Source organism: Leptolyngbya sp. 7M (assembly GCF_018128485.1).
Map to the genome: position 1 here is coordinate 1,987,480 of NZ_CP070897.1, position 24,384 is coordinate 2,011,863.

The 24,384-nt window shown below is 50.5% G+C and carries 22 protein-coding genes and 2 pseudogenes; 13 read left to right on the top strand and 11 right to left on the bottom strand.

All coding sequences use genetic code 11. From position 1 onward, the window contains the following. Positions 1-69 precede the first annotated feature (69 nt). The 6 genes from JVX88_RS09410 to JVX88_RS09435 all read right to left on the bottom strand — a co-directional run bounded on the left by JVX88_RS09410 (position 70) and on the right by JVX88_RS09435 (position 6,693). A complete protein-coding gene (locus JVX88_RS09410) occupies positions 70-810 on the bottom strand; it encodes an MFS transporter (protein ID WP_211628641.1) in 741 nt (246 codons plus the stop codon). Next, positions 744-1,712 carry an FkbM family methyltransferase gene (locus JVX88_RS09415; RefSeq protein WP_211627075.1) on the bottom strand — a complete coding sequence of 323 codons (969 nt, stop codon included), beginning with the start codon at positions 1,710-1,712 and terminating at the stop codon, positions 744-746. The genes JVX88_RS09410 and JVX88_RS09415 overlap by 67 nt, the downstream gene beginning before the upstream one ends. Positions 1,713-1,720: 8 nt before the next feature. Continuing rightward, on the bottom strand, positions 1,721-2,698 hold the full coding sequence (locus JVX88_RS09420) for a DHH family phosphoesterase (protein WP_211627076.1): 978 nt from the start codon (positions 2,696-2,698) through the stop codon (positions 1,721-1,723). A 29-nt stretch (positions 2,699-2,727) separates the two neighbouring features. Next, positions 2,728-3,093, bottom strand: coding sequence for a 30S ribosome-binding factor RbfA (rbfA, locus tag JVX88_RS09425; RefSeq protein WP_211627077.1), 366 nt, complete (start codon positions 3,091-3,093; stop codon positions 2,728-2,730). A gap of 1 nt (position 3,094) precedes the next feature. Continuing rightward, positions 3,095-5,824 (bottom strand): translation initiation factor IF-2, encoded by a 2,730-nt coding sequence (gene infB / locus JVX88_RS09430; protein ID WP_211627078.1) that lies wholly within the window; start codon positions 5,822-5,824, stop codon positions 3,095-3,097. Between the two features lie 74 nt (positions 5,825-5,898). Continuing rightward, positions 5,899-6,693 carry a hypothetical protein gene (locus JVX88_RS09435; RefSeq protein ID WP_211627079.1) on the bottom strand — a complete coding sequence of 265 codons (795 nt, stop codon included), beginning with the start codon at positions 6,691-6,693 and terminating at the stop codon, positions 5,899-5,901. Here JVX88_RS09435 and JVX88_RS09440 point away from each other — a divergent pair. The 3 genes from JVX88_RS09440 (at position 6,656) to JVX88_RS09450 (ending at position 9,510) form a co-directional block, all read left to right on the top strand. Next, entirely contained in the window at positions 6,656-7,408 is a 753-nt protein-coding gene (locus tag JVX88_RS09440) for a lipase family protein (protein ID WP_211627080.1), read from the top strand. The two genes, JVX88_RS09435 and JVX88_RS09440, sit on opposite strands and share 38 nt — an antisense overlap. A gap of 30 nt (positions 7,409-7,438) precedes the next feature. Further along, a complete protein-coding gene (locus JVX88_RS09445; protein ID WP_211627081.1) occupies positions 7,439-8,446 on the top strand; it encodes a hypothetical protein in 1,008 nt (335 codons plus the stop codon). Positions 8,447-8,532: 86 nt separating this feature from the next. Continuing rightward, positions 8,533-9,510, top strand: a complete 978-nt coding sequence (locus JVX88_RS09450; protein ID WP_211627082.1) for a hypothetical protein — start codon at positions 8,533-8,535, stop codon at positions 9,508-9,510. Between the two features lie 320 nt (positions 9,511-9,830). Here the strand turns inward: JVX88_RS09450 and JVX88_RS09455 are convergent, their stop codons facing one another. Both JVX88_RS09455 and JVX88_RS09460 read right to left on the bottom strand, forming a co-directional pair. Further along, positions 9,831-10,388, bottom strand: a complete 558-nt coding sequence (locus JVX88_RS09455; protein WP_225931368.1) for a WD40 repeat domain-containing protein — start codon at positions 10,386-10,388, stop codon at positions 9,831-9,833. Positions 10,389-10,390: 2 nt separating this feature from the next. After that, positions 10,391-12,424, bottom strand: a pseudogene (locus tag JVX88_RS09460) (WD40 repeat domain-containing protein); the annotation flags it as partial. Between the two features lie 175 nt (positions 12,425-12,599). On the opposite strand from JVX88_RS09460, the gene JVX88_RS09465 reads away from it, so the two are divergent. From JVX88_RS09465 to JVX88_RS09505, 9 genes and pseudogenes are all read left to right on the top strand, one after another. Beyond that, positions 12,600-13,208: a cupredoxin domain-containing protein gene (locus JVX88_RS09465; protein WP_211627084.1), complete on the top strand. Its 609-nt coding sequence runs from the start codon at positions 12,600-12,602 to the stop codon at positions 13,206-13,208. Between the two features lie 315 nt (positions 13,209-13,523). Then, a complete protein-coding gene (locus JVX88_RS09470; protein WP_225931369.1) occupies positions 13,524-14,186 on the top strand; it encodes a DUF305 domain-containing protein in 663 nt (220 codons plus the stop codon). Positions 14,187-14,392: 206 nt separating this feature from the next. Next, positions 14,393-15,061, top strand: coding sequence for a hypothetical protein (locus JVX88_RS09475; RefSeq protein ID WP_211627085.1), 669 nt, complete (start codon positions 14,393-14,395; stop codon positions 15,059-15,061). A 63-nt stretch (positions 15,062-15,124) separates the two neighbouring features. Then, a complete protein-coding gene (locus tag JVX88_RS09480) occupies positions 15,125-15,802 on the top strand; it encodes a response regulator transcription factor (RefSeq protein ID WP_211627086.1) in 678 nt (225 codons plus the stop codon). A gap of 45 nt (positions 15,803-15,847) precedes the next feature. Next, on the top strand, positions 15,848-17,752 hold the full coding sequence (locus JVX88_RS09485; protein ID WP_211627087.1) for a CHASE2 domain-containing protein: 1,905 nt from the start codon (positions 15,848-15,850) through the stop codon (positions 17,750-17,752). Between the two features lie 141 nt (positions 17,753-17,893). Next, positions 17,894-18,337, top strand: a pseudogene (locus JVX88_RS09490) (glutathione S-transferase N-terminal domain-containing protein); the annotation flags it as partial. Between the two features lie 5 nt (positions 18,338-18,342). Next, the gene (gene bshB1, locus JVX88_RS09495; protein ID WP_211627088.1) at positions 18,343-19,077 is read left to right on the top strand and encodes a bacillithiol biosynthesis deacetylase BshB1; all 735 of its coding nucleotides are present in this window, start codon (positions 18,343-18,345) and stop codon (positions 19,075-19,077) included. Then, on the top strand, positions 19,078-19,896 hold the full coding sequence (locus JVX88_RS09500; protein WP_211627089.1) for a J domain-containing protein: 819 nt from the start codon (positions 19,078-19,080) through the stop codon (positions 19,894-19,896). 51 nt (positions 19,897-19,947) lie between these two features. Beyond that, positions 19,948-21,687, top strand: coding sequence for a potassium channel family protein (locus JVX88_RS09505; RefSeq protein ID WP_211627090.1), 1,740 nt, complete (start codon positions 19,948-19,950; stop codon positions 21,685-21,687). On the opposite strand, the gene JVX88_RS09510 is transcribed toward JVX88_RS09505, so the two are convergent. Continuing rightward, entirely contained in the window at positions 21,658-22,818 is a 1,161-nt protein-coding gene (locus JVX88_RS09510; RefSeq protein WP_211627091.1) for an NAD(P)/FAD-dependent oxidoreductase, read from the bottom strand. The two genes, JVX88_RS09505 and JVX88_RS09510, sit on opposite strands and share 30 nt — an antisense overlap. After that, complete coding sequence (locus tag JVX88_RS09515) at positions 22,819-23,331, bottom strand: DinB family protein (RefSeq protein WP_211627092.1); 513 nt, start codon at positions 23,329-23,331, stop codon at positions 22,819-22,821. A gap of 60 nt (positions 23,332-23,391) precedes the next feature. On the opposite strand from JVX88_RS09515, the gene JVX88_RS09520 reads away from it, so the two are divergent. Then, on the top strand, positions 23,392-24,066 hold the full coding sequence (locus JVX88_RS09520) for a YceI family protein (protein ID WP_211627093.1): 675 nt from the start codon (positions 23,392-23,394) through the stop codon (positions 24,064-24,066). Here JVX88_RS09520 and JVX88_RS09525 read toward each other — a convergent pair. Next, entirely contained in the window at positions 24,017-24,367 is a 351-nt protein-coding gene (locus JVX88_RS09525) for a hypothetical protein (RefSeq protein WP_211627094.1), read from the bottom strand. The two genes, JVX88_RS09520 and JVX88_RS09525, sit on opposite strands and share 50 nt — an antisense overlap. Between the last annotated feature and the right edge of the window lie 17 nt (positions 24,368-24,384).

Genomic DNA, 24,384 nt, shown 5'->3' on the forward strand with positions numbered 1-24,384 from the left:
ATAATTTGCAGCCGCTTATGATAGGTGCGATCAAGGACAATTATATCCGGCAACATAGAAATGACAAACTCATCCTGTTCCGGATGCTTCTTCTGGCGTAAGATTGCCGGCATTATGGATGGCTCTAGTGGTATTCGTGAAAATCAGAATAACCATACCTACGATAAAGAACACTATCAATCCAAGTATTGCCTGGCGGAAAGAACCAGTTGCACCTACTATAACGGCAAAAAGAAGCTGGCCCATCCAAGCAGTTCCCTTTTCCGAGATCTCATAAAGCCCAAAGAATGCTGATTCACGTCCGACCGGTATCATTTGTGAATACAAGGAGCGTGAAAGTGCCTGCACGCTACCGAGAACTAAGCCGATCGCCGCGCCCATGAACATTGCCTGCGTCCGCGTAGCGAGAAACGCGTATGCATAAATTACGATACCTATCCATATCAGTAGTGAAATTATGATAGTCAGTTTTGCGCCGATAAGACGGGCGATACGTTCGAAACCCATTGCACCGACAAATGCAGCTATTTGCGCGATCAGGAATATCGTAAAAAGAAAAGATTGGTCAGCTCCTTCGAGCCGTTCAGATGCAGTGAAAAGTTCGTTCGAGAGGAACGCTGATGACATTAAAATAACGGTTTGGATACCGTCGTTGTAGCAGAGATACCCGACCAAAAATAGAGCAGTTAGCCTTAACCTTTTTAATTCTTTCAAGGTTTCCCATATCTCTGAAAACCCGATCGTCAGGAGCGTTTTCCCTTCAGGGATCTCTCTAACGTCATTCTGCGCCCGAATAAGCCAGAAAGTAATTGCACGGAAGCAAAAACTTCAAATTTGTCCAGCAGCCCGTCCAGCTCATCGACCCGGTAGAAATCATAGGCTCCTCGCTCATTTAAGAACGTGAGGATATCGTTTGGCAGATAATTGAAACCAGTGGTCTGCTTTAGTGCCATTTCCATGATGAAAATCGGCGGCACAAGCTGTTGAAACAGGGATTCAGCACCTTTAAGGAACATTAATTCAGCGCCCTCTATGTCCACCTTGACCAGAGCAACATTTTTGATCTGATTCTCTGCAAGATAGGAATCAAGCGTGATCATCTGGCATTCATATGATTCGCTCGTGGGCTCGCCCTTATCCGACAAAGATGCATGTCCGGTCGGCTGTCCATCGAAAAGATTTATCGTAACGCTATCTTCTCGATCTCCGAGAGCGGCATTTGTGATAAAAATATTATTCGAAAGCTGTGCAAATTCCTTGTTTCTTTTAAGGATCTCGAAGCTGGACGGAACTGGTTCGAACGCATGAACTGAACCATTTTCACCCGCAGCCATTGACATAAGCGTCGTATACCAGCCAAAATTGGCCCCGGCATCGATACAAATATCACCCGGACCGATAAGTTTTTCTAAGATGGTCGAGATCGCGGTCTCGTACTCGCCAAGAAAGTACACGGTTTCCTGCATCCCTGTCGTCAGATCGATAAAAAACCGACGTCCGTCTGGGAGTTGAATGATCTCATCAGTCGGACGATCATTTACCAACGAAAGAGCGGCCCGGAAGATGCGGCCTCGGCCTTTCTTAATGGGTGTTCGCGAAGTGTATGAACGCACAAGACGAAGGAAACGGAATGCAAGCGGGGCTCTGCCGGATGTGTCAGAGTTCTTGATGGCCTCAGATTCACCGGTGATGTGCATACTTCCGGTAGTCACAGTTATCGCTAGTCGGCCTCGGTTGAATTGATGTCGTACTGATTTATCTCGATCCGCAGCTTGTTCACGATCTCAGCTTCAGCCGTATCCCAATCACCCTCGATACTAAGGCCGGCAGCATTATTATGGCCGCCGCCGCCAAATTTTTCAGCAACGCGAGCAACATTTATATCGCCTTTTGAACGCAGGCTAACACGATATTTCCCTTCACCAACTTCACGCATATAGACCGAGGCCACCACTTCGCGCGCGGCAAGCGGAATGTTCACAAAGCCGTTATTGTCACCATCGACTGCGCCTGCAATCCGTCGCATCTCAAGCGTTTGACGCATTGTTGCGATCCGGCCATTGTCGTGCCTCTTTATCGTTGCAACAACCTGTCTCATCAGTTCGACTCGTGACCATGGATAGTTATTGTAAACAGCCTCAGAGATCTCTGCAGGCTTAACACCGGCCTTGACCAATTCGGAAGCAACCTTAAGTGTTCGGTCAGTCGTGTTTGAAAAATGGAAACTACCTGTATCCGTAACAAGCGCCATATATACGCACTCGGCTATCTCCCGGGTGATCTTCCCGCCAATGGCCTTGCAGAGGTTATAGATCATCTCTCCGACGGCCGAAGCGGTGGAATCGATCCAATTAACCGTTCCGAAATGTTCGCTTGTAGAATGGTGGTCAATATTGACCGTGAATTGTTTCTCAAGACCTTCGATGCCCGGTCTCGAAACATCCGAACACTCGATCACGAAGACCGCATCATATTCACGATCGATCGAACGAACATCCCGAATCATTTCGGCACCCGGAAGACTGCGGTAAGACTGAGGTACATCTCCATGAACGATAACTTCAGCCTCTTTTCCTAAAGACCTCAGCAGCCAATACAGTCCGAGAGATGAACCAACACCATCACCATCGGGCTTTATGTGCGTCGTGATTCCGAACTTGTTCTTATTTTCAATTAGCTCAACTACTTGACTTAACACTTTAGAACGGCTCGATCTTTCGATGAGCCTTAACTCTCCATTTTTACTTCCAGTTCCCCATTGTCGCGAAGTCCTGTCAAGAGCTCACTTACACGTGTCGCGTTCTCCTCGGCAGTATCTCGCACGAAATGGAGATGCGGGGCGTACCGTAGCTCAAGGTCCAAAGCCACCTGCTGACGCACGAAGCGAGCCGCATGCCGCAGCGCCTTTAAGGCAACAGCGATCTGATCCTCAGAACCGTCTATCAACACATAAACCTTCGCATCACGGAGGTCGTCGCTTACCGTTACCTCAGTTACGGTAACCGCCTCAAGACGCGGATCGTCAAGCTCATAGCCGACAACCTCGGCGATCTCTTCCTTCAATGCTTCAGCTAAACGCTCGGGCCGGCGCATATTACAACTCAGTGGCGGCGATCTTTTCGATCACGAAGGCCTCAATCTCGTCCTCAACCTTAATATCGTTGAAGTTCACAAGGCTTATACCGCATTCATAGCCCTGCTTGACCTCATTGACATCGTCTTTAAAACGCTTAAGCGTGGCGATATCACCGTCCCAAATAACAACACCATCGCGAATGAGTCGGGCCTTTGCCTGACGCCGGACCGAACCCTCTGTAACGCGACAGCCTGCAATGGTACCGATCCTTGAGACCTTAAATGTCTCTTGAACAAGAGCTTTGCCGAGGATTACCTCTTTCTCAATAGCATCGAGCATTCCGATCATCGCGGCCTTTATCTCTTCTTCAACCTTATAAATGATCGAATGCAGACGAATATCAACCTCTTCCTGCTTCGCGATCTCAGCTACACGAGATTCCGGACGAACGTTAAACCCGATAATGACAACCGCTGTCTGCGCGCTATCTGCCTGAGTGGCAGAGGCGAGCAAGACGTCAGATTCCGCAATAGCTCCTACCCCCGCACGGATAACGCGAACCTTGACCTTTTCGGTCGATAGCTTTTCGAGCGTCGCCCGCAAAACTTCAACCGAGCCCTGCACGTCAGCCTTAAGGATAACGAGGAGTTCTTTGATCTCAGCCTGTCCGAGTGATTCGATACCTCGCTTCGTGGTCTTGAGCATCGCGGCCTGACGTGCGTGCATCTGCCGCTGATGTGCTATCTCCTGGGCCCGATCAACGTCGGCAACTACCTGGAAAGAATCACCCGCTTGAGGAACGCCTTGCAAACCAAGGATCTCGACCGGTGTTGCAGGCAATGCTTCATTAACTTGCTCTCCGCGATCCGAGAACATAGCCCGCACCTTTCCGTAAAACTGTCCCACAATGAACGGATCGCCGACGCGCATCGTGCCCTGCTGAACAAGTGCCGTTGCAACAGCGCCACGCCCTTTGTCCAGCTTTGCTTCAAGTACAACACCCGAAGCGCGTCGTGTCGGGCTGGCCTTCAATTCAAGTATGTCTGCCTGAAGCAGAACGGTTTCAAGCAATGTATCAAGTCCTTGTCGATTCTTTGCTGATACCGGAACCATTTCAACGTCGCCCCCCCAATCGATCGGCTGCAGGCCGAGCCCGGCAAGGCCTTGCTTCACCTTATCTGGATTTGCGTCCGGCTTATCGATCTTGTTTATTGCTACAATTATCGGAACACCAGCGGCCTTTGAGTGCTCTACCGCTTCAATGGTCTGCGGCATAACACCATCGTCCGCCGCAACCACAAGAATGACGATATCAGTTGCCTTTGCACCCCGCGCACGCATCATCGTGAACGCCTCGTGGCCCGGTGTATCGAGGAACACAACACGACGCTGCTCCTCAGGGGCTTCAGGATTCGGGACATAAACGCTATACGCACCAATGTGTTGCGTTATCCCGCCGGCCTCACCTTCAGCCACGTTTGCCGATCGAATGGCATCGAGAAGCGATGTCTTTCCGTGATCAACGTGTCCCATCACCGTAACGACTGGGGCACGAGGAAGCTCAATGTCATCAGCACCGGCTTCGATCAATTCCTCAAATTCCTGTTCGGTAACCATTTCCTCGAACGGAACAAAGCTGACGTCGAAACCGAAGTCCATTCCCATTTCGATGGCCATGTTCTCGCCGATCGGTTGATTGAGCGTAGCAAAGATGCCTTTCTTGATAAGCAATTGAACGATATCGCGAGGTGTGATACCTAAAGCCTCCGCAAACTCCCGGACGGTCGCTCCTTCCGTTAAACGCACGGATTTGAATTCGCCCTCAGCCCTAGGCCCGACCTGATCCATAACACGTTCTTCGATCGTGCGCTGACGCGGCAATTCGATATCACGTTCGGCAAAACGTGCTGTTTTGACATCGCCGGGGCGTGTTTTTCTGCCACCTGACCGACCTGGCCGGCGACGATTGTCCGCAGGCGGCGTATAGTTCATTTGCGGCGTGGCGGTCTCGCCGGGGGTGCCGCGGAATTCACCTCGTCGTCCTGCACGAGTATCACGGACAGGTTCGCTAAGTTTGCCGGTTTTTGTAGGGGCGGCAGTCACGACCCGCTCTCCCGGTTTGACACCTTTCTTCAAAGCATCCGGTGTCAATGTGAGCTTTTTGATCTGAGTCCCACCGGTCTTTACGGTCGGTTTCGGCTCTTCGACAGGAACCTCCTCGGGCTCAGGTTCGATGTCTTTAATTTCCGGGATGACCGCCTCTTCCTCAATGAACTCTTCAGCAGCAGCGACCGCCGTCGCAGTTTCTTCCTCCGCCGGCTTCTTAACTTTTGGACGAAGCACCTTCCTGACAGGAGCGGATTCCTTGACCGTTGCCGGTTCAGGCAGCTCTAACGGCATCTCCTCAGTTTTTGGAGCCTCCAATGGCTTCGATTCTTCAATTTCTAGTTCCGGTGCTGGTGTGGCCTCAACTTCCGGCTCAGGCTCAGGCTCAGGCGTGGCCTTTTTCACTACTTTGGCGCCTTTGATGACCTTGATCGCTCGCTTCGGTGCTGCGTCAGCCTTCGGAAAGTATTTATTGCGCACCTTATCCGCGAGCTCGGCGCTTACCGAGTTCGAAGGAACGCTAACATCTGCGCCTTCACGACGCAGATCTTCCATCACACGCTTTGTATCTTGCTTTAGCTCGCGTGCCAGATCGTAAACCCGAATTTTTTTCCCAATGGGCATATATTCCAACTTTGGCAAAACCCGGCTTTGATCCGACAATTGTGCGGGATCGGCGTTAACCGCCGGGATTTTCGTAATAGATAAGACGGATGCTACTCATTTTTGTCATCCGCCGAAACTTCTGGATCTACCGGTTCGTTTTCAGAAGACTCAGCTTCGTTACCAACAGACCCCTCCAAATTCTCAGCTACTTCATCCGAAACCGTTTCCTGAGCATCTTTCCTGTTTGTCTCACCAGCTACTTGCTGTTCGTCATCGATAGAAGCCTGTTCGGCAGAAAATTCAGTCTCCGCAAATTCATCAGCGACTTCTTCCGACCCGACAGAATGCTCTAAAACGGATTCACCGTCCGGCACGACATCTTCATTAGTTTCTATCTCGGCAAGTCCCGTCTCCGCATTCTTAGCCTCAACGATAGCTGCCGCAGAGGAGATCATCGATTGGGCCTCGTCATAGGTGAGATCGAGATAGTCCACCAGATCATCGAGAGTCGCCGCGGCCAATGACTCGACATCCGTTATGCCTTTTTCAGCAAGTATCTCCGCCTGATTTGAAGTAACCCCTTCTAGGGCCGTGATCGGAACGGCTTCGCCAGAAGCCATCATTCTTCCCATTTGCTGGGCGATCTCTTTCTTAAGAAGGTCTTCGCTTACGATATTTATGTTCCAACCCACGAGCCGTGTTGCAAGCCGGACATTCTGTCCCTTCTTCCCGATGGCAAGACTTAGCTGATCCTCACCGACGATTACATCCATTTCACGATTTTCGATGTCAGTAATGCGAACCTGAGAAACCTTAGCCGGTGAAAGAGCATTTGCCGCGAAGACCGAGGGCTCATCAGACCATTCGATGAGAGAGGATGATATTGATGCTTGTTTAGTCGGCACTACCGACCAAGGCGTCATCCTTGCCTTTCGCGGCACTATTCCACCTGATATTCACAGCCAGGAAAGTATGCTCGACTGGATTAGCGATCTGACCGATGAACCCGTGGCGGCAGCCGGTATGCCTGGCAAAGTGCACGACGGCTTCTGGCAGGCGCTATCGGCTCTGTGGGAACCGCTGGTGCAGGAAGTTAAACAGCAAATGCAAGCAGGTGCAGCCCCCCTACCCCTCTATATCACCGGACACAGCAAAGGCGGGGCGTTGTCTAGTTTGGCGGCTCTGCGGCTCAAGCTGCAGGCAGGCATTGTGCCTACAGCCATCTATACCTATGCCTCACCCCATCCCGGAGATGCCACCTTTGCCAGCCACTATCAACTCGAAATTCCCAATCACATCCGCTATGAGTTTGGCAATGACATTGTGCCTCACATCGTACCGGACTCGACCTTTATCCAGGCCATCGCTCACCTGCCTGAACTCGGACAATTCTTTAAGAGGATGGAAACCTGGAACTATAGTCCGGTGGGCATGCTTCAGTTTATCGAGTGGCATCAGCACATGATTGTAGGAGACTCTCCAGAACTTCATCTAGAACGCTTGGCGCGGCTCGTCGGTGCGATTGTAGAAGGCCAGTTTGAGGCGATTGTGGCAGCGCACTCGGCTAGCTGTGGCGGCGGCTATATGAGCGGTGTCTGCGCATCGGGAGTTTGTGGATAACCATTTTTTGAATGGTAGGGGTGAAACCAAATGTTGAGTAATTTTCCGCTGTTGGATATTGCGATTGGGTTGATCCTGATCTACACCTTCCTGAGTCTATTAACTTCCGAGTTAACCGAATTCATCACGACCATGTTGCGGTGGCGAGCTAATCACCTGCAGCAGGGTATCATGACTCTGTTGGGAGAATCCTCAGCTCTGAGGCGAGATCCAGCTCAGTTCAAGAACACGATTACCGGCAGACTGTATGCTAGTTCTTTGATTAGCTCCATGACTCAGCCCTTCAGACGGCGCAGGCGGGCAGTGGGTCCCTCTTACTTGCCCGCTGAGGTGTTTGCCGATGCCTTGCTCGAAGTGTTGCAGGCCCTACCGGAAGTAGAACAGGATCAGGCTCAACTCCAACAGGGTGTGAATCAATCCGTAAATGACCTGACTCGACTCATAGCGAAGGTCGAGCACTCAGATCAACTTCCTGCTCGCTTAAAAAAGAACCTCACTCTTTTGGCGAAGCGCACCCAAGCACAGATCCAGTCAAGCCAACAGCAGATGGAGCAGTTCCGGCATGAGATCGCCCTGTGGTATGACCATTCGATGGACCGGCTCTCTGGCACCTATCGGCGCAATGTCAAAGTCTTTACGGTCCTGATTGGTTTCCTCCTGGCAGTTCTGATTAACGCGGATTCGCTGTATATGCTCAGACGCATCAGTGAGAATACAGCCACGCGCACGGTGATTATTCAAAATGCGATTCAAATCGAAGGATGCGAGAATGACCTCAGTTCATCCCAGTGTATGGAGAAAATGGCCGACCTGCTGGATACGACTACCATTCCGATTGGCTGGCACCCGGTGAATTTCCAACAGCAGTTTCCCCAGCTCAATCCGATGTATAGCCTGAAGGCAGGACTCGGGTGGTTACTGACCGGCATTGCCATTTCGATGGGGTCTCGTTTTTGGTTCCAGATTCTCGACCAGCTCATTCATGTGCGAGAAACAGGAGAAAAACCGGATAGTGTCGAGGAGCAGCATTCGTCTTAAACAACTCTTAAATCAATCAGTATAATCACGAATCAGGGAGATTCTAGCCATTCTGATCCAAATCCGTCTCAATTCTGGAGCGATCTGTGGAGAACCTTCCCCTGTTGGACATTGTGATTGGGCTATCCCTGATTTACACCAGCCTAAGTCTGCTGGCCTCTGAACTGACAGAATACACTATTACGACCCTGAAATGGAAGCAGAAGTATTTCAGACGCTGCCTGATGATCCTGCTGGGCGAATCATCCCTCATCGGCGATCCAGAACAGTTCAAAGACACAATCACAAGTAGAATCTTGCTCACTCCACGCATTATTTCGGTTATGCAATCAGTCCGTTATCGCAACCGAGCCATGATGCTATCCGATGTGCCTCCTTTACTATTTTCAGAAACATTATTAGAGGTTTTACAAAACCTCTCTCAATCCAGTTCAAGCAGAATTCAACAGTACACAATAGACCATTCCAACACTCAGCTACAGTCAATTCAAACGATTGTGGAAGAGTCTTCTACTCTATCCCCATCCCTGCGGGCTAATCTAACAAGGCTGATTCGTCAGGTAGAAACCTGGGAACCCAATCCCCAACGGCAAATGGCTCGCTTGAAACACGAGATTGCCCGCTGGTATGGTCACGCGATGGCAGAGATGTCGCCCATCTACAAGCACCATTACAAGTTAGTTGTCTTTTTCGTTAGTTTAGGACTGACGATTGCCATGAATGTGGATTCGCTGTATATCATTCGACGCATTAGCGAGAACACAGCCATGCGAGCCATCACAACACAAAACGCTACCCAGATTCAGGGCTGTAAAGCTAGCCTCAATTCACCGCAATGTACAGAGCGACTATCAGGTTTGATGGAAAGCACCACGATTCCGGTGGGATGGCAGGATTCGAATCGCCGCAAACAGTTTGCTCGACTCGATGGAGTAATCTTCTTGCGAACTATTGGCAGCTGGTCTCTTACCAGTATTGCGATCGCGATGGGATCTCGCTTTTGGTTGCAGTTGTTGCGGCGGCTGGGTACATTTTTAGGTAAAGATAGCCAACCTCGACGGTGAACGATTGCTTTAAAAACATGTTGAGAATCAGGATACAAATCAGCAAGGCGATTGACCAATCATGGCAAAAGGTTTTGATCAAACAGCAGTTTCATGCTTGAACCATCAGCGTTTATCATTCTCGGTTAGCCGCGTAGCTCAAGCAAACATACAGCGTTCACAAAGTGGTTGTAAACAGGAGGTGGGGGCGCTGCCCCCACGCAGGGGTTCCACCCCTGCACCCCGTTCAGACCCGTTCAGATCCTACAAAGGATTACTGTATCTTCCTGAGTTAAATGTTGCAGCAGGGGAACGACGTCACTTTTGGCGGATCAGAACATTCAGGCGCGTTGAGCAAGAGTGACTGTATCATTAGTCTGTTTGATTTGCTCAACTGCTCCCAATGCTTTCAAGCTAGTTTTCTGTGCCTTGGTTAAACCGATCGTTCCCGTAATGTTCATGCCTTCGTAGGGTCGATCTGCTCTGAGAATATTCAAACACTGGCCGGTGCTGGCCTGCCAGATTCGGATCGTATCATCGTCTCCCGCACTCGCCAGTAGATGTCCTGCGGGTTGCCACGCCACAGTCCAGAGTGAATGAGTATGACCCTCCAGTCGTTGCACACATTTCCCGGTATGAACATCCCAGATCTGAACCGCTGGATCGCCCCCACCGCAGGCTAGCTGCTGCCCATCCGGACTCCAGGCCACAGAAAAAATGCGCATCGAGCTGGTTTGAAGCACACGCAGACAGTCGCCGGTTTGCGCATCCCATAGCCGAGTGGTACCATCTTCACTACCGGTTGCCAGCATTTTGCCATCCGGACTCCAAGCCACCGACCAGATCCAACCATGATGGCCCTGTAATGAGATGAGACGTTCACCTGCCAAACGGCGCAATCCATGCCGCCACTCGCCACGAGTCTACCATCGGGACTAGGCGCAATTGCCGTCACCCAAGCATCACTCTGGAAGCGCTGCAAACATTGTCCAGTATTACCATCCCAGACCCGAATGGATTGATCATTACTGCCGCTGATGATCGTTTGACCATCTGGACTCCAGGCCACTGACCAAACCCAGTTGGTGTGTCCAACCAGCGTTTTCAGGTATTGTCCTGTATGAGGATGCCACAGTTGAATCGTCTGGTCATCACCACTGCTGACAATCCGCTCACCGTCAGGACTCCAGGCTATTGACCAGATGCAGTTGCCAGACCCGCGTAGCTTTTTCAAACATTCGCCAGTGCTGGTGTTCCATAACCGAATGATGCGATCATCTGAGCCAGCCGCCAGGGTTTGATTATCGGCATGCCAAGCCAGTGCCCGGATACAAGCACTGTATCCCTGGAGGATGCTTAAGCAATCTCCTGTCTGAGCATCCCAAAGCCGTGTGGTGTGATCAAAACTGCCGCTAGCAATCAGCGGTTCTACCGGACTCCAAGCCAATGACCAAACGGTATTTTGATGTCCTTGCAAGATGCGCAGGCACCGGCCTGTCTGACCACCCCAGAGCCGCACCGTGCTGTCATCGCTGCTGCTAGCCAGGGTGCAACCGTCCGGACTCCAGGCCACTCGCAAAACCGCATTGATGTGGCCCTGCAATGTTTGCAGGCATTGCCCTGTGTGGGGTTCCCAGATCCGAATCGTATGATCGGCACTGGCGCTAGCCAACAGCAGCGGATGGTTGGATTGGGGATAATCGCCCCTGTCATTCCACGCCAAATCCCAAATGCCATGACCATGACCCGATAATGTTTGCCCACAGGTGCCAGTCTGGGCATGCCAAAACTTGATCGCACCATCATCACCACCCGTCACTACCCACTGTCCATCCGGACTCCAGACAACTGCTTTGTTACCATGATCTTGCGTGCTCAAAATCTGGATGCATTCCCCTGTATCCACATCCCATAGCCGCAGGGCAGCTTCAGCGCCAACACTTGCCAGCATCTGACCATTGGGACTCCAGGCCACCGACCAGACAACGCTTGGTCCCTGGATGGCCTGCAAGCATTCGCCGGTATAGGCATCCCAGATCCGAATCATGCCATCGTTACCAGCCGTTGCGAAAGTTTCTCCATCCGGGCTCCAGACCAAAGTCCATATCGTGTTAGAGTGCCCCTGCCAGGATAAAAGCAAGTGATTATCGACCACTCGCCGCAGAAAGATATCACCACTGTTGTTCCCGCTCCCTAGTAGGGTCCCATCCGGGCTGAAGGCCAACGCGAACGAGGCTTTGACAACTTGGGTAAACGAGGAGGTTTCAAACTGGCTGTCTTGAAAATTGACGAATTGCAGCCACTGGCCCTGTAACTGAGCGTGGCGAAGGCTGAGCTGCGAAAAGTCATAGCCCGTCAAATCAATTTGCAGATGGCAGCAAAGGTTGATTAAATTACCCGCTGCATAGACTGGTGACACAGACCGGCTCTGCAACAGCCTGAGGATTTTCTGCAACCGCACTTCAATTTGCTCTGAGGTTGCCAATTGGGACTGTAACTGAGTGGCAACGCCCGACAAAATCAACCGCTTCTGTGTTTCTCTAATATATTCCTTGACGTTCGCCTTGATCAGACCATAACTGTCAAACAAATTGATGTTTTGACCAACTATCTCATTGCCGACTTTTTCTACTAATGTGCTGGTGATATATTCCATCACAATAGGTTGTTGGGTGTAGTAGCCCTGACGGCGTTCGATCAAATTCCGCCAACTTAGGGATTCCAGAGCCTCTAGCAATTTTACTCGCGGCACTGAAGCAACAATATCTTCAGCCAGTTCGGCAATAGTTGTCCACTCCCGGTTGATGGCCAACCAGTACATGATGCTTTGTTCTAGGGGCGACAGCCGCTTAAACTGGTGCTCTAACAGCCGCCGGATGCCGTTGAACAAAATCACGTCTTGCTTGAGAAATTTTTCAATATCGCCCTCGAACATATCGTGAATTGAGCTAGTCACGATTTTCAACGCGAGCGGGTTATAGCCATACTGTTGGGCTAACTCTTGCTTTTGGATGATTGCAGGAGCGGCGATGGCGTTTAGCTCTGTTTCGGTGGTCACCAATGCCCTGCGCCTGCGCCACTTCAAACCAACGTTGAGTTAGGAGGCAACCATGAAGCGAGCATTTTTCATCGCTAGCTTGGCTGGATTGGGAACTTTGCTGGGAGATATACCAGGTGTTATATCGAGAGATATGTCCCGCACCATTGCCGCACCCGAGCATTCAACCCACATCGAAAATCAAATGAACGGCCACAGTACAGGGCAATTTCAACGCATACAGCAGCCTTTAGCGAATAGAGTGGCAATAACGCTGGGAGGACTGGGACTGATTGGGTTAGAACTCTGGTGGTTTCTGTTCAGTCAACCAACATCACAACGGGCCACGACCACTGCTGGCATTCAAGAAGTCACGATTACAGTAGATGGCGGCTATGAACCGAGCGAAGTCGTGGTCCAAGTCGGACAGCCCGTGCGGCTGAAGTTCAATCGTCAGGATCCGAGTAGTTGCCTTGAGGAAATCCGTTTGCCTGACTTTCAAATTGCTCAAGCTCTGCCACTGCATCAGGTCACAGCAATTGAATTTACTCCTACCCAGCCTGGTACCTATACCTTCACCTGTGGTATGAACATGTTTCGCGGTACGATCAAAGTATCACCCACAGCCCTGTTACAACCATCAGTGAATCCTGCGAGTACCGCAAGTAAGGCTTCAGCCTGAGTCGATGGGCTTAGGATTGTCATTAGTCATTAGTCATTAGTGAAAACATTGACCAATACAGCGTTTTTCACTCATGTGAGGTACAGGGGGCGTGGGGGCGAAGCCCCCACGCAGGGGCAGTGCCCCTGCACCCCGTTTTTCGTACTTCACTAGCCTGAAAAAGGCTGTAACTGAGACCAGTGATCATCACAGTTACATCAGGTTGAATAGCCTACCATTATTTCATCCTGGTTTCATCTTTTTGGACGATACTGCAAGCAACAGAAAATTTAGCTAGAAACGGTAAAGATGATGATGCGCTTGAAACAAACACCTATGTGGATTACTGCTAGTGCTGCAATGCTTTTGTCATTTGGATTTGTGGCTTGTAATGCCGCTGAAACAGCAAATGAAACAGCAGATGGAGAGTCTAATTCTTCTCAAACAGCTCAACATTCAATGCCCGGAATGGATCACGGCAGTATGAATATGAGTATGGATCTGGGGCCGAAGGATGAGACCTTTGATCTGCGATTTATTGATGCGATGATCCCCCACCACGAAGGAGCGGTGAACATGGCGCAGGAGGCACTACAAAAGTCAAAACGCCCGGAGATTCAGGAGCTTGCCAAGACAATCATTGCTGCTCAAGATCAGGAAATCAACCAAATGCGGCAATGGCGCAAGGCTTGGTATCCTACAATGGATGACACACCAATGATGTATGATACGGGCATGGGTCATATGATGCCGATGAGTGATGAGATGCGCACCAGCATGATGATGGCAGGCGATCTGGGAACCGCGGACGATCAGTTTGACCTGCGATTTATTGACGCAATGATTCCCCACCACCAAGGGGCAATTGACATGGCAAATCAGGCTGTAGAGAAGAGCGAACGGCCAGAGATCCAAAAACTAGCACAAGACATTATCAGCAGTCAGCAGTCAGAAATTGATCAGATGCAGCAGTGGAAACAACAGTGGTACAGCCAGTGATTGCACTTTTCTGCAACCGGGTTGGCAGAATTCGGTAAGTAAGATCGTGCTTTTGTGTCAGTGCCTTAGCCGCTAAAGGGCATCCAGAAGCCAACGATTGCCTGTATGGTTAGATTACAACAGTAAGTTGCCGAGGCGACAAACCGTAAAGCGCTCAATCCGGTAGGGTTGAGTTCAGTATCTAGTTCAGTAAGCAGGTTCTAACGTTGGCGTTCTCTCACCTCATTGCCCCAATCTACCGCTTTGTGTCCCGTCTGGATGCACAGCCAGCTTGGCAATGGTGGGAGGATAGGCGAGCGTTGCGCCTCAAGCGCCAAGCTGAACAAATCCGAGATGATCTATTGCAAGAGTTGTTTACCATGCGACGAAGTTTGGAGTTAGCAGTACCAGATCAGTTCTCTCAAGCCTATCCTGGCTGGTTAGATCAAGTCGAGAAACTGCAACGATCGCTAGAACAGCTAGATCACCAGATCTCATCTCCCTACATTGAAGAAAGTTTGCCGTTGGCGCTTCAGTATTTGCTCAAACAGTGGGAAAACCGCTACCCCGAGGTCAGGATGACGATAGATTTACCCAGTCAGTGGCCGCCGCCGTCAGCACACAATCGGCTTGTTATCACCGTTCTGGATGAACTGCTGCAACTGGTTTTACCCCCCCATGCCGTGTCGTTTCAAGTCAAGCTGGCTTGCCATCAGACTGCCGCTGAGCTGATGATTCAGGTGAATTACCCTAATTCAGCGACCTCGTCTGAGGTGTGCCACTTAGTAGAACTGACCTATTTGGAACGGGTATTTCAGATGCTATTGTCGGGGCAATCTGACCGTTGGCTACAGCGAGAGGTGATAATCTGGCATTTTGGCTGGCAGTTGCCCTAAAGTTTCTACTCAGGAGTAACGATTGCAGCGTCAAGTTGATTGTGAGGTATAGAGTGGAGGGTTATGATAAAGCAAACATCCGGACAAACAACTCAGAAGTTCTTAGTGATTGATGATCATGAACTTGTCCTGAACGCGACCGTCAACGCGCTGCAGCAAGCCTATCCAGCCGCAGAGATCTCAACCGCTCAAAATGCATACGATGCTGGGCAACTTGTAGCCATGCTGCATCCCGATCTGGTACTGATGGATCTATCAATGCCGAAAACAGCTATTGATCTGGAGGGTGGTCGTCCGGAGGTTGGCATTCAGCTTTTGCGCAGCTTATTAGAAAGTTATCCTACCCTGAATATTGTGGTTCAAAGCGCCTACGCTAAAGCCTTAGTCCGCCTGAAGCCAATGATCAATGCCCATGAAGCGGGGTTCACGATTGCCGATAAAAGCCTGCCGCTGAAGGACATGCTGACGAAAGTAGATTGGGCTTTGCAAGGCTTAGTTTGTACCCCTAAGGAAATGCGGACTGGCCTAGAGCTGAAACCGGAGTGGCTAGAAGTCCTGAAGTTAGCCTGTGAACAGGGTTTGCAGGACAAAGCGATTGCTGAAAAGATGAACGTTTCGGAGCGGACAGTGCGCCACTATTGGACTCAGGTACAGGATGCATTGGGAGTTTATCCAGAAACAGGTAAGAATATTCGCATCCAAACAGAAAAACGAGCGCGAGAAGAAGGGTTAATCGATTAATGAAGGCTAATGAACCGGCTTCTTAGAAATTTGAGAACAAGAAATTTGAGAAAAACGCTGCGTCAGGAGTGGAACGTTTGGCGAGTGGGAGCGTTACCCGGCTTGGCAATTATTGCCCTGATTACGGTAGGACGGCTAGCTGGAACGTTGCAATATCTAGAGCTGATAGCCCTCGACTACATGCTGCGTTTTCGTCCGGCTGAACCTACTGACGAACGAATTTTAATTGTTGGAATAAATGAAGCCGATATTCGCCAAGCCCAGACTTACCCAATTCCCGATGCTCAGCTAGCTGCCCTCATCCGCCAAGTGCAACAATATCAACCGGCAGCAATTGGATTAGATATTTTTCGTGATCTGCCGGTGGAACCGGGTCATGCTGAATTTGTGCAGGTATTGCGATCTTCCAACCTGATTGCGATTGAAAAAGTTTTACCAGATACCAGCGGTTTGACGATTAATCCACCGGCCTATCTATCAGCCGAGCAAATCGGATTTGTGGATACAGTGCTAGATTTTGATGGTTATGTGCGGCGCAATTTACTTGGCACACCCAATTTACAAGGAGAATACAAGTTTTCGCTCACGTTTCGCTTAGCGGAAAAGTACCTGTCACAACGAGGCATTCCCCTTAGCAATGGCAAACGCGATCCTAGGGCCATGCGGTTTGGTGAAATAGAACTAACCCGCTTCACCGCTAATACTGGGGGATATGTCGGTGCTGATGCCAATGCGAATCAAGTGTTGATCAACTTTCGGAGTGGCTACCAACCGTTTCGCACCGTATCGATGGCACAAATTTTGGCGGGCACTGTAGACGCAAATTGGATTCGCGATCGGGTGGTGCTAATTGGCGTCATGTCGCTCAGCGAAAAGGATATTGTCAACTCACGAGCCTTGATAGGCCGTAACCCGAATTTGGTTCATGGGGTGGAAATTCAAGCCCATGCGCTGAGCCAGATCCTGAGTGGGGTTCTGGATGGACGCCCCTTGCTGCAAGTATGGCCGGAAGGTTGGGAGTATGCCTGGATTGTGCTCTGGGGAATATTGGGCATCAGTTTAGGGCGGTGGCTTCGCGCACCTTTTCTGACTCTGCTAGGCTTAGGCGTCAGCGGTGTAGTCTTGATTGGGCTTTGCTATGGTTTGCTGCTGCTGGGCTGGTGGGTTCCAGTGGCTCCGGCTCTGCTGGTGCTGCTGGCAAATGGGGCCGGACTCACGGCAGCCCTATTTTACCGTCACGAACAGAACCTAAAAGCCAGAATTCAGGAACGTCAGCTTGTGATTGACCAAACCTTCACCGCAATTCATAACGGCCCGCTGCAAACCTTGGCAATTCTGTTGCGCACTGTGCAAGATCAGGAGCCATCCCAGCAATTCCTCTATGGAGAACTGCAAAAACTGAATCAAGAACTGCGCACAGTCTGCGAATCAGTTCAACAAGAGGCATTCAGCCAGGAGAATCGGTTTCGGATCAGTCAGGAGACAACCCTGGACCTCGACAGTCCGCTGCGCGAAATTCTCTATGCGGTCTATAGCGATACGGTGAGGCGTGATTTACCAAACTTTAAAACGCTGCGCCTGAAGCTACCCACATTTGATCAGATGGATGACCCACATCTGACGATTGATCAAAAGAAAGGGTTGTGTCGATTTTTGCAGGAAGCCCTCTGTAATGTCGGTAAACATGCACAAGGAGTCACCAGACTAGAGGTAATCTGCAAACAAGAGAACGGCAAAAACATGATTCGGGTGATTGATAATGGCACAGCAATCGATTACACGTCTATGTTAGAAAATCCAGCCCTAACGGCTAGAGGCCGAGGCACAGAACAGGCAGAGTCCTTGGCGCGACAATTGGGTGGACGGTTTCAACGGCGGTCAAACTCACCTCACGGTGTGATTTGTGAGCTAATTTGGCCAGTTGCCAAACCACGATTCTGGCGGCTTTAGATCGATTAGAATGCTGCTTATAATGAGTGTAATTCTGGAGTAGGAGTTAGGAGTTAGGAGTCAGAATAAGCACTTGCCCGACCAATCGCTTACAAGCTAGGTTCAGTTTAACGTTCAGGTTCTCTACCATTAGGCACTTTGATGATTGATCTCTATTATTGGACAACACCCAACGGCCACAAAATCACCTTGTTTCTCGAAGAAGTAGGGCTGCCCTACACGATTGTACCGATCAACATCGGCAAAGGTGACCAATTTCAACCAGAGTTTCTCAAAATTGCACCCAACAATCGGATCCCAGCAATTGTCGATCGTGCCCCTGCCGATGGTGGCGAACCGATCTCTGTGTTTGAGTCAGGGGCAATTCTACTCTACTTGGCTGATAAGGTTGGTCAATTAATTCCCAAGGAGGGGCGTGGACGAGCCGAGGTGCTGCAATGGCTGTTCTGGCAGATGGGCGGATTGGGACCAATGGCTGGGCAAAATCATCACTTTAGCCACTATGCTCCTGAGAAAATACCCTATGCTATCAACCGCTATGTCAACGAAACCGGACGGCTCTATGCCGTGTTGGATAAACGCTTAGGCTTATGGAAACGGTCGATATTCTAGGCGTCTTTGCCCACCCGGACGATCTTGAGCTTACCGTTGGCGGCACGATGCTGAAAATGAAGTCGCTCGGTTACAGCACCGGTGCTTTGGACGTAACACGCGGTGAAATGGGAACACGGGGAACGGTTGAGCGCCGATCGAAAGAAGCAGAGGATGCTTCAAAGATATTAAAGCTAGATTTGCGCGAGAACCTCAGGCTCGCGGATGGGCGCGTTTTTGTTGACGATGTCTCGCGAACGGCGATGGTTCGTGTGTTTCGCCGACTTAAACCTAAATTGATCCTGACGCACCAGCTGGACGATCCGCATCCGGATCATGACCACATCGCTCGGCTTGTCCGCGAATCCGCTCGGCTTGCGAGCATGAAGAACTATGATCCCGAGACCGGCGATGAAAAGATCGTCGTGCCCCGCGTTGCACACAATATCTTCTCACGTCACGTTCTGCCTTCGTTCGTTGTTGATATTTCGCCTTTTCTCGCAGAGAAAATGGCTGCGATACGCGCTCATTCGTCTCAGTTCTACGACCCGAACTCAACGGAACCTGAAACGCGTTTGACTGATAAGAGATTTCTTAACGAACTAGAGAATCGTTCAAGATATTTTGGATCGCTTATTGGCGTAGAAGCCGGTGAACCATTTTTTGTTCGTGAAGCACTGAATATCGAAGATCCGCTCGAGCTGCTTTCGCGCCCGATGAACTTGTATTCTTAGATGAGCGAGTTATTGCCCGAACAAATTGAACTGGAGAAGAAACTTCGCTTACTCGAGCGGCTAAAGGACCGTCTCGCTGATCGTGAAGAAGAGATCGCAGACCTTCAGGAGCAGCTTGAGCGATTCGAGGCTCGTTATACGATGGAGGTTGGGCGGCTTTATGCCGAGCAAGATGAGCTTGATGCTCAGATCGCCGAAGAAGAGCTGAAGCTTGTTCCCGACGACGAAGAAATAAAGAAACGGGTCGAAGAGCTCCGCCGACTTGCCGAAGAATCCGCCGCACGGCTAAAGGCCGCAGAAGAAGCCGAGCAGGAAAAATGGGAACCGACGCCAGAGGCCCGCAAGGCCTATCACGACCTTGCACGCATGATCCACCCTGACCTCGCGATCGACGACATTGAAAAAGAACGCCGTCACGGATTGATGGCTGAGCTCAATGAAGCATATACTTCCGGCGACCAATTGAAACTGAACAAGTTGGCGGCGAACCTGCGTATCGGCCCGGAGGCTGTTCCCGGCGATACGATCGGTGATCAGCTCGTCCGGGCTGTTCGCCGCTTATATCAGGTAAAGCGGCGATTTCAGGAACTGTACCTTGAAAAGGAAAACATTATCTCTTCAGAATTGTTCGAACTCTTTCAAAAGTGTGAGGCTGAGTCAGCCGAAGGCCGCGACCTGTTGAAGCACATGGCTGAACGTGCGAAAACGCACATAAAAAAGACCGAGCGTCGATTGATAAACCTTCGAAATGTTACCGCCGCGCAGGAGGAACACGTCAAGACCACGTATGGATTGGACATCGAAGAATTCAGGAAATAGACGCTCGTTCATTGCTCAGTATGATAGCTGTGCTAACCTAATATCCCGTCGATGAAGTTTCTCGTCAGCCAGGTAAGTTATTTCCTAAGCCAAACGCAAAGCCGGCAGAACATCTCTGCGTTGCTCAAGTATCTGGTTTTTCTCGGCAGCGTCATCGTTCTTTACTCGGTGCTATTTCACCTTTTGATGGTGGTCGCCGAAGGGCGATATTACAGTTGGCTTACCGGCTTCTACTGGACGCTGACCGTGATGACAACGTTAGGTTTCGGCGACATCACGTTCGAAAGCGATATAGGCCGTGCCTTTAGCATTCTCGTTCTTCTATCGGGCGTTGTTCTTCTTCTGATAATGCTTCCCTTCGCGTTCATCAGATATTTCTACGCGCCATGGCTTGAAGCACAAATACACGTTCAGTGTCCACGCGAGGTGCCACCTGACGTCACCGGACACGTGCTCATCTGCAACTACGATACGATCGCTCCAAGCTTGATAAAGCGACTGAATCAGAACGACATTCCGTATTACGTGATTGAGGAGGACGCCGCCGAAGGCGCACGATTGAACCAATCCGGTATCTCTGCGGTTACGGGGAAGATCGACGCACGTTCAACATACGAGCGCCTGAGAGCAAGACACGCGCTTCTAGTTTTTGCGAATCTTGAAGACACGATTAACACCAACATCACGCTAACAGTTCGTGAGGCGGCTCCTAACGTGCCCATTGCCGCCATCGTGTCGGATCCGGACTCTATCGACATCCTTGAACTAAGCGGAGCTAACCACGTTCTGCCGCTTAAGCAAAGGCTCGGCGAATATTTGGCTAATCGCATCAGCGTCGGTGAGGAGCGTGCACACGTCATCGGAAGTTTTGGTAATTGGCTCGTCGTCGAATTCACCGTTCACAACACTTCGCTCAAAGGCAAGAAGATCCGTGAAACAGAGATCCGGGAGCGGACTGGGATGAATATCATCGGCATCTGGCAGCGCGGACGCCTTGTGCCTGCTGAGCCCGATCACACTTTAGGTAACTTTGATGTACCTCTAGCAGTCGGAACGGAAGACCAGGTTCGTGAACTGGAGCGTTTTCTTGAACATGACGAACCTCTCTCCGATTCGGTCCTCATACTTGGTGGCGGAAAAGTAGGGCGAGCTGCGGCGGTCGCGCTCAAGAAAAAGGGACTTACAGTGTTTATGGTCGAGCAGGAACCCGGCCGCTGCGATGTGATCTGTGATTCGCTTGACCGTCTTACTGTAGGCGATGCCGCAGATCGCGAAACGCTGATGCGCGGCGGTCTAATGGAATCCTCGCTCGTACTACTGACTACGAATGATGACGCAGTAAATATCTATCTTTCTATTTATTGCCGAAAACTGAAGCCGGATGTGCGGATCATCAGTCGTATAACCTACGATCGAAATATCGAAGCCATCCATCGTGCCGGAGCTGATTTCGTGTTGAGTTACGCTCCGCTTGGAGCCGAATCCGTGATGGCACTTGTACAAGGACGACAGCCGATAATAATGGGCGAAGGCGTGGAGTTCTTTGTCGCCACGGTGCCTCCTTCATTAGCCGGTCGAACATTGTTAGAGAGCGGGATCGGAAGTAAGACCGGCCTGATCGTACTTGCTATTGAGGTTGGCTCAGAGACCATCGAAAACCCTTCACCTGACACGAAACTTCCGGCCTACGCCCGGCTTGACCTACTCGGGACGGCCGAACAGATGCAGGCATTTCGTGAACTTTTCGGCGCCGGCAAAGACCTAAACGGAGCTTCCCGCCGCATAACCTGATGACCAAGCCCACTGGAAGTTGTATCCGCCTAGCCATCCGGTAACGTCAATAACCTCACCGATAAAATACAGTCCCGGAACTTTTATCGCCTCCATTGTCTTCGAAGAAAGTTCGTCTGTAGAAACACCGCCGAGCGTAACTTCCGCTTTGTGCCAACCTTCTGTTTCCCGGAACCCTACACTCCATTTATGCATCATATTAGCGATAATGTCGATATCGATTCGGCTTAGCTGGTCTAAGGACTTATTACGTAGCTTTGGTAAAACAAACAGCTCGACAAATCGTTCAGGAAGCATTGAGCCCAGAAACGTCGATAGCATCTTTTTGCTTGAACGCATTATCTTCAACTCTGCCTCGATCGAACGATCTGGAATGAGATCGATCATCACTTCGTTTTCCTGCGTCCAATAGTTCGACGCCTGAAGTATCGCCGGACCTGATAAACCTCTGTGAGTAAAAAGAATATTCTCACGGAAACTGTTGCCGCCTGCGGTAACCTCGGCATCAATGGTCACACCGGCCAATTTTGAGAATACCTGTTTCCTGTTAAACACCAGTGCCACGAGTGAAGGCCGCGTGGATTCGATCCGCAGGCCGAACTGTTTCGCGATCCGGTATCCAAGATCTGTTGCGCCGATCTTTGGAAACGAAAGTCCACCGGTCGCAATGACAAGCGACTCGCATTCGAATTCGCCAAGGTTCGTCTGAAGCCGGAAGCTCTTATCTTTCTCCACATGCTCGACAGAGCAATTGGTCTTGATCGACACACCCGCGTTCCTGCATTCCGTCAAGAGCATCTCAACGAAGGGCCGCGATGAATCGCGACAAAATAGCTGGCCAAGTTTTTTTTCGTAGAACTCAATGCGGTGACGTTTTACTAGCTCGATGATGTCATCCGGGGTGTACCTGGCGAGTGCGGATCTGCAGAAATGTGGATTCTTTGAGACGAAATTCTCGGCTGTGGTATTTGTGTTGGTAAAATTGCACCTTCCGCCACCGGAGATCAGGATCTTTCGGCCGACCTGATCATTGTGTTCGATCACCAAGGTCCGGCGTCCGCGCCTGCCTGCAGTTATCGCGCACAAAAGCCCCGCCGCACCGCCGCCGATGATCGCTACGTCAAATCTCACTTAGCTAAGGTATCGCTCGTTAATGATCCGTAAATGATGCCGTACATGACCAGCCATTATGAAGGCAAGAGCTCGAACAGTAACTTCAGCTCCGCTGGCCGTTCCGCGGAGGTCCCAGTCCTCGTCGCTTAATGAGGCGATCAGCGCAAGATTCGATCTTCTTTGTGTAATGAATTCGTCAAGCAGATCGGCGATCGAACGCACATTAGATCGCCCGTTCGTTACAAACACGTCTTGGTCAAATCCGGCAAGCGGCGTCGGATCGCCATGCGAGAACCGATGAAGACGATAGCCAAAGACCCGTTCGCCGTCGATAAGGTGTCCGAGCAGTTGCTTTACGGTCCATTTCCCGTTTTGGTACGCATAATTACCACGTTCTTCCGGAATGTTGCCAAATACGGACGAGAGCTCGTCCGCTTGCTCTCGCAGTACGGAAAGCACATCGGCCTCGGGCACGGAATCAATATACCCTGTATAAAATTCGGCGTATTCACTTTTCTCAGGTCTTCTCATAATGCGGTATATTATCAGAACCCAAGAACAGAATCTCTTATCGACGCAGAGGAGGAAATAATGAAACGTTTCGCACTATTTTTTGCAGCGGCTGTTGTCCTGGTTCTCGCTTATTCAGGCGACAGCACTCAAGCCGGCAAGATCGCCTTTTTCGACCGTTATAATACGGCTGACACAAAGGGAGAGACCGGCGTCTATGAATTCGACCGGGCACACACCTTTATCGGCTTTCACGTCAACCACCTGGGACTGATCGAGGTTCCGGGCTATTTCCGCGATTTTTCAGGAACGATCAATTACAATGCCGAGGACATAACAAAGTCATCGGTAAAATTCACCGCTAAGATCGCTAGTGTTGACACCGGTGTCGAAGGTCGTGACGCTCACTTAAGAAGAGCGGATTTCTTCGACGCTGAGAAATACCCTGAAATGACATTCGTTAGCAAGAAGGTAGAAAAACGCGGCAGTAGCATTTATCTTACCGGCGATCTGACGATGCGCGGTATTACCAAAGAGGTCTCATTCCCGTTCAAGATCAAAGGCTTTCTTCCGGGAAATGAACGCCAGGGCATGCGAATGGGGGCCACGGCAAGCACGCAGATAGATCGTTTCGATTTCGGCGTCGATTATGGAAAGAACGCTCCTGCCGGCAGACCTGGAATTGCAAACATTGTAAAGGTCGATCTTAGGATCGAAGCACTAAAGCAGAAACCTGCCGATAACACAGCGGAATGAACTCAAGCCTCGTGATGCGGCTGTCTATACCTGGCGGCCGCTTCCTCAAATGAAATATCCAAAAGCGGAAAATTTTCCCATTCCCGATGATGTTCGGCAAGATCTGCATCGCCGGGTCAAGATGGTCGAGGAACGACTCTGTCTTTCGGTCGAGCGGAATGCGGTTGACCGCGACCGTCACCATTTCGGCTCCGGAGGCCTTATGCGCGGCCTTCATCTCATCGTACGAGCGATATTTCCCCGTGCCGATTATCAGCCGCGAGCCGAATTCTTTTCCTGCAAGCAAAAAACTGTCTGACATTTATAAAGAGATTCTCA

Coding starts and splice junctions, on each gene's coding strand:
- JVX88_RS09445 (WP_211627081.1), top strand. CDS start 7,439: ATGTTGAGTAATTTTCCGCTGTTGGATATTGCGATTGGGTTGATCCTG.
- JVX88_RS09515 (WP_211627092.1), bottom strand. CDS start 23,331: ATGAGAAGACCTGAGAAAAGTGAATACGCCGAATTTTATACAGGGTAT.
- rbfA (WP_211627077.1), bottom strand. CDS start 3,093: ATGCGCCGGCCCGAGCGTTTAGCTGAAGCATTGAAGGAAGAGATCGCC.
- JVX88_RS09440 (WP_211627080.1), top strand. CDS start 6,656: ATGAGAGAGGATGATATTGATGCTTGTTTAGTCGGCACTACCGACCAA.
- JVX88_RS09470 (WP_225931369.1), top strand. CDS start 13,524: ATGTGGATTACTGCTAGTGCTGCAATGCTTTTGTCATTTGGATTTGTG.
- JVX88_RS09500 (WP_211627089.1), top strand. CDS start 19,078: ATGAGCGAGTTATTGCCCGAACAAATTGAACTGGAGAAGAAACTTCGC.
- JVX88_RS09520 (WP_211627093.1), top strand. CDS start 23,392: ATGAAACGTTTCGCACTATTTTTTGCAGCGGCTGTTGTCCTGGTTCTC.
- bshB1 (WP_211627088.1), top strand. CDS start 18,343: ATGGAAACGGTCGATATTCTAGGCGTCTTTGCCCACCCGGACGATCTT.
- JVX88_RS09525 (WP_211627094.1), bottom strand. CDS start 24,367: ATGTCAGACAGTTTTTTGCTTGCAGGAAAAGAATTCGGCTCGCGGCTG.
- JVX88_RS09480 (WP_211627086.1), top strand. CDS start 15,125: ATGATAAAGCAAACATCCGGACAAACAACTCAGAAGTTCTTAGTGATT.
- JVX88_RS09505 (WP_211627090.1), top strand. CDS start 19,948: ATGAAGTTTCTCGTCAGCCAGGTAAGTTATTTCCTAAGCCAAACGCAA.
- JVX88_RS09465 (WP_211627084.1), top strand. CDS start 12,600: ATGAAGCGAGCATTTTTCATCGCTAGCTTGGCTGGATTGGGAACTTTG.